This window comes from Pseudomonas sp. R62, from assembly GCF_000257605.1.
Lineage (GTDB): Bacteria > Pseudomonadota > Gammaproteobacteria > Pseudomonadales > Pseudomonadaceae > Aquipseudomonas > Aquipseudomonas atacamensis.
Genome location: NZ_JH635999.1, coordinates 19,085 through 22,073, shown reverse-complemented (window position 1 = coordinate 22,073; position 2,989 = coordinate 19,085). Strand labels below are relative to the sequence as shown.

3 protein-coding genes and 1 pseudogene are annotated in these 2,989 nt (G+C 58.6%); all 4 read right to left on the bottom strand.

All coding sequences use genetic code 11. From position 1 onward, the window contains the following. Nucleotides 1-272: dienelactone hydrolase family protein (locus OQK_RS18520; RefSeq protein ID WP_016773688.1), on the bottom strand; the 272-nt coding region annotated here is incomplete at its 3' end. Nucleotides 273-341: 69 nt separating this feature from the next. After that, nucleotides 342-2,246 (bottom strand): molecular chaperone HtpG, encoded by a 1,905-nt coding sequence (htpG, locus tag OQK_RS18515; protein ID WP_038861952.1) that lies wholly within the window; start codon nt 2,244-2,246, stop codon nt 342-344. 82 nt (nt 2,247-2,328) lie between these two features. Beyond that, entirely contained in the window at nt 2,329-2,781 is a 453-nt protein-coding gene (locus tag OQK_RS18510) for a PaaI family thioesterase (protein ID WP_016773686.1), read from the bottom strand. Continuing rightward, nucleotides 2,778-2,989 (bottom strand): annotated as a pseudogene (locus OQK_RS18505) (thioesterase); the annotation flags it as partial. The pseudogene OQK_RS18505 and the gene OQK_RS18510, both read right to left, overlap by 4 nt.

The following is a 2,989-nucleotide window of genomic DNA, read 5'->3' as shown; positions in this document are numbered from 1 at the left end:
CGGTCGTCCTTGAGCGGCATCATTGCTGCCAGCGCCTCATCAGCGTTCTGCGGACGTACGCTCTGGCCGTAGACATCCGCGATCAGCACCACGTAACCCTTGGCCGCTACCGCTTTGGCGATGTCTTCGGCACCGGCGCTGACGCCCATCCAGTTCGGCGCCATCAGCAAACCCGGGCGCGCAGCCTTGTGCTCGGCGTCGAACGCCAGGCGACCTTCATAGGCCTGGCCGTCAATCTGATAGACCACGGAACGTACAGTGACTTGGCTCATTTCTGACTCCTGATTGAGTAAACACCAGAACGAAAAAACCCGCCGAAGCGGGTTTTTCCTACAACGTGATCAAACCGACAGTTCAACCAGCAGCTTGTTCAGCCGGCGCACGTAAGCGGCCGGATCCTTCAAGCTGTCGCCAGCCGCCAGGGCAGCCTGATCGAAGAGGATGTGCGACAGGTCGCCAAAACGCTCTTCGCTCTGCTCGCCATCGAGTTTCTCGATCAGCGGGTGGCTCGGGTTGAATTCGAAGATCGGCTTCGAATCCGGGACTTTCTGCCCGCTGGCTTCGAGGATCTGGCGCATTTGCAGGCCCAGGTCCTGTTCGCCGATGGCCAGAATGGCCGGCGAATCGGTCAGACGATGGGATACGCGGACTTCAGCCACGGAATCACCCAGCGCAGTTTTCAGACGCTCGACCAGGCCTTCTTTGGACTTGGCAACTTCTTCTGCGGCTTTCTTGTCCTCTTCCGAGTCCAGATTGCCCAGATCGAGGTCACCGCGCGCCACGTCGACAAACGTCTTGCCGTCGAATTCGCTGAGGTAGCTCATCAGCCACTCGTCGATGCGATCGGTCAGCAGCAGCACTTCGATGCCTTTCTTGCGGAAGACTTCCAGGTGCGGGCTGTTCTTGACCTGCGCGTAGGTTTCACCTGTGAGGTAGTAGATCTTGTCCTGACCTTCCTTGGCGCGGGCCAGGTAGTCAGCCAGACCGACAACCTGCTCGCCGTCGTCGCCCTGGGTCGATGCGAAACGCAGCAGACCGGCAATTTTCTCTTTGTTGGCGAAGTCTTCTGCCGGGCCTTCTTTCATGACCTGACCGAAGTTTTTCCAGAAGCCTTTGTATTGCTCAGGCTCGTTCTTCGCCAGTTTTTCCAGCATGTCGAGCACACGCTTGGTCAGCGCGGTTTTCATCGAATCAATGATCGGGTCTTTCTGCAGGATCTCACGCGACACGTTCAGCGACAGGTCGTTGGAATCGACCACGCCTTTGATGAAGCGCAGGTACAGCGGCAGGAACGACTCGGCCTGATCCATCACAAACACACGCTGCACGTACAGCTTCAGGCCTTTCGGCGCTTCACGCTGGTACAGGTCGAACGGTGCGCGGGCCGGCACGTACAGCAGCGAGCTGTACTCGAGCTTGCCCTCAACCTTGTTGTGGCTCCACGACAGCGGATTTTCGAAGTCGTGAGCGATGTGTTTGTAGAACTCCTGGTATTCCTCGTCTTTGACTTCAGTGCGCGGACGGGTCCACAGGGCGCTGGCACGGTTGACGGTTTCCCATTCAACGGCTGGAGCCTCTTCGCCTTCGGCCGCAGTGACTTCCTTCGGCAGTTCGATCGGCAAAGCGATGTGGTCGGAGTACTTCTTGATGATGTTGCGCAGACGCCAGCCATCAGCGAATTCGTCTTCGCCGGATTTCAGGTGCAGGACGATGCGGGTGCCGCGCTCTGGCTTGTCGATGGTGGCGACTTCGAACTCGCCCTCGCCTTTCGACGACCAGTGCACGCCTTCGCTGGCGGCAGTGCCGGCGCGACGGCTGTAAACGTCAACCTTGTCGGCGACGATGAAGGCCGAATAGAAGCCGACACCGAACTGGCCGATCAGGTGCGAATCTTTCTTCTGATCGCCGGACAGGTTTTTCATGAAGTCGGCGGTGCCGGATTTGGCGATGGTCCCCAGGTGGGTGATCACATCGTCACGGTTCATGCCGATACCGTTGTCTTCGAGGGTGACGGTCTTGGCGTCCTTGTCGAAGCTCACACGGATTTTCAGGTCAGCGCCACCTTCGAGCAACTCAGGCTTGGCCAGGGCTTCGAAGCGCAGCTTGTCGACAGCGTCAGAGGCGTTCGAGATCAATTCGCGAAGGAAAATTTCCTTATTCGAATACAGCGAATGGATCATGAGGTGCAGCAGCTGCTTTACCTCGGTCTGGAAGCCCAGGGTTTCCTTTTGAGTTTCCACACTCATGGTCATCAAACTCCAATCAGATGGCAGTGGCCGCGACCCGAAATGGTCTGCGGCGGGTTGTCATCTGAGTTGGGGGCGCTGTTCAGGATTTCAAGGGCTCATCAATTTTGAAGTGCGCGCGGGCGGTGGCGATCGGTTCGGCCTCGGTACTCTGCCAGGCAGTGACCGCTACGTTAGCGACGCGACGGCCCTGACGGCAGACCTGACACCTGGCCCAAGTGTCGCGAAACTGCCCGGCGCGCAGGTAATCGAGGGAAAAATCGATGATCTTCGGCACACCCGGCGTGCCGGTGAAAATCAGCAAATGCAGGGCCGCGGCCAGCTCCATGAAGCCGGCAATCACGCCGCCATGGATCGCCGGCAATAAAGGGTTACCAATGTTGTCCTTGTTCGCCGGCAGCTTGAACAGCAACTCATCGCCGACTCGCGAGCATTCGATACCGATCAGCCCGGCATAAGGAATCAACGCCAGCAGCGGCGCGTAATCGCCCTGCGCGTGAGCCTGTTGCAGCTGCTCCCTGAGATCGTTGCTCATTGGCTCGCTCCCTTGATCGCGCCCGCGAAACCCTTGCTGCCCTTCAGACCGATGCCCATGCGCATGAATGTGCCGACGACGTGGGCAATCGGTTGCTCGGGATCGTCCTGGTAAGCAAAACCACGGGCAAAGATCACGTCGGTGGTGACGCGATAGCACTGGGCAAAGCCGTACACCGCTTTGTTCGGTTCAGCGGCGTGCATGTAGT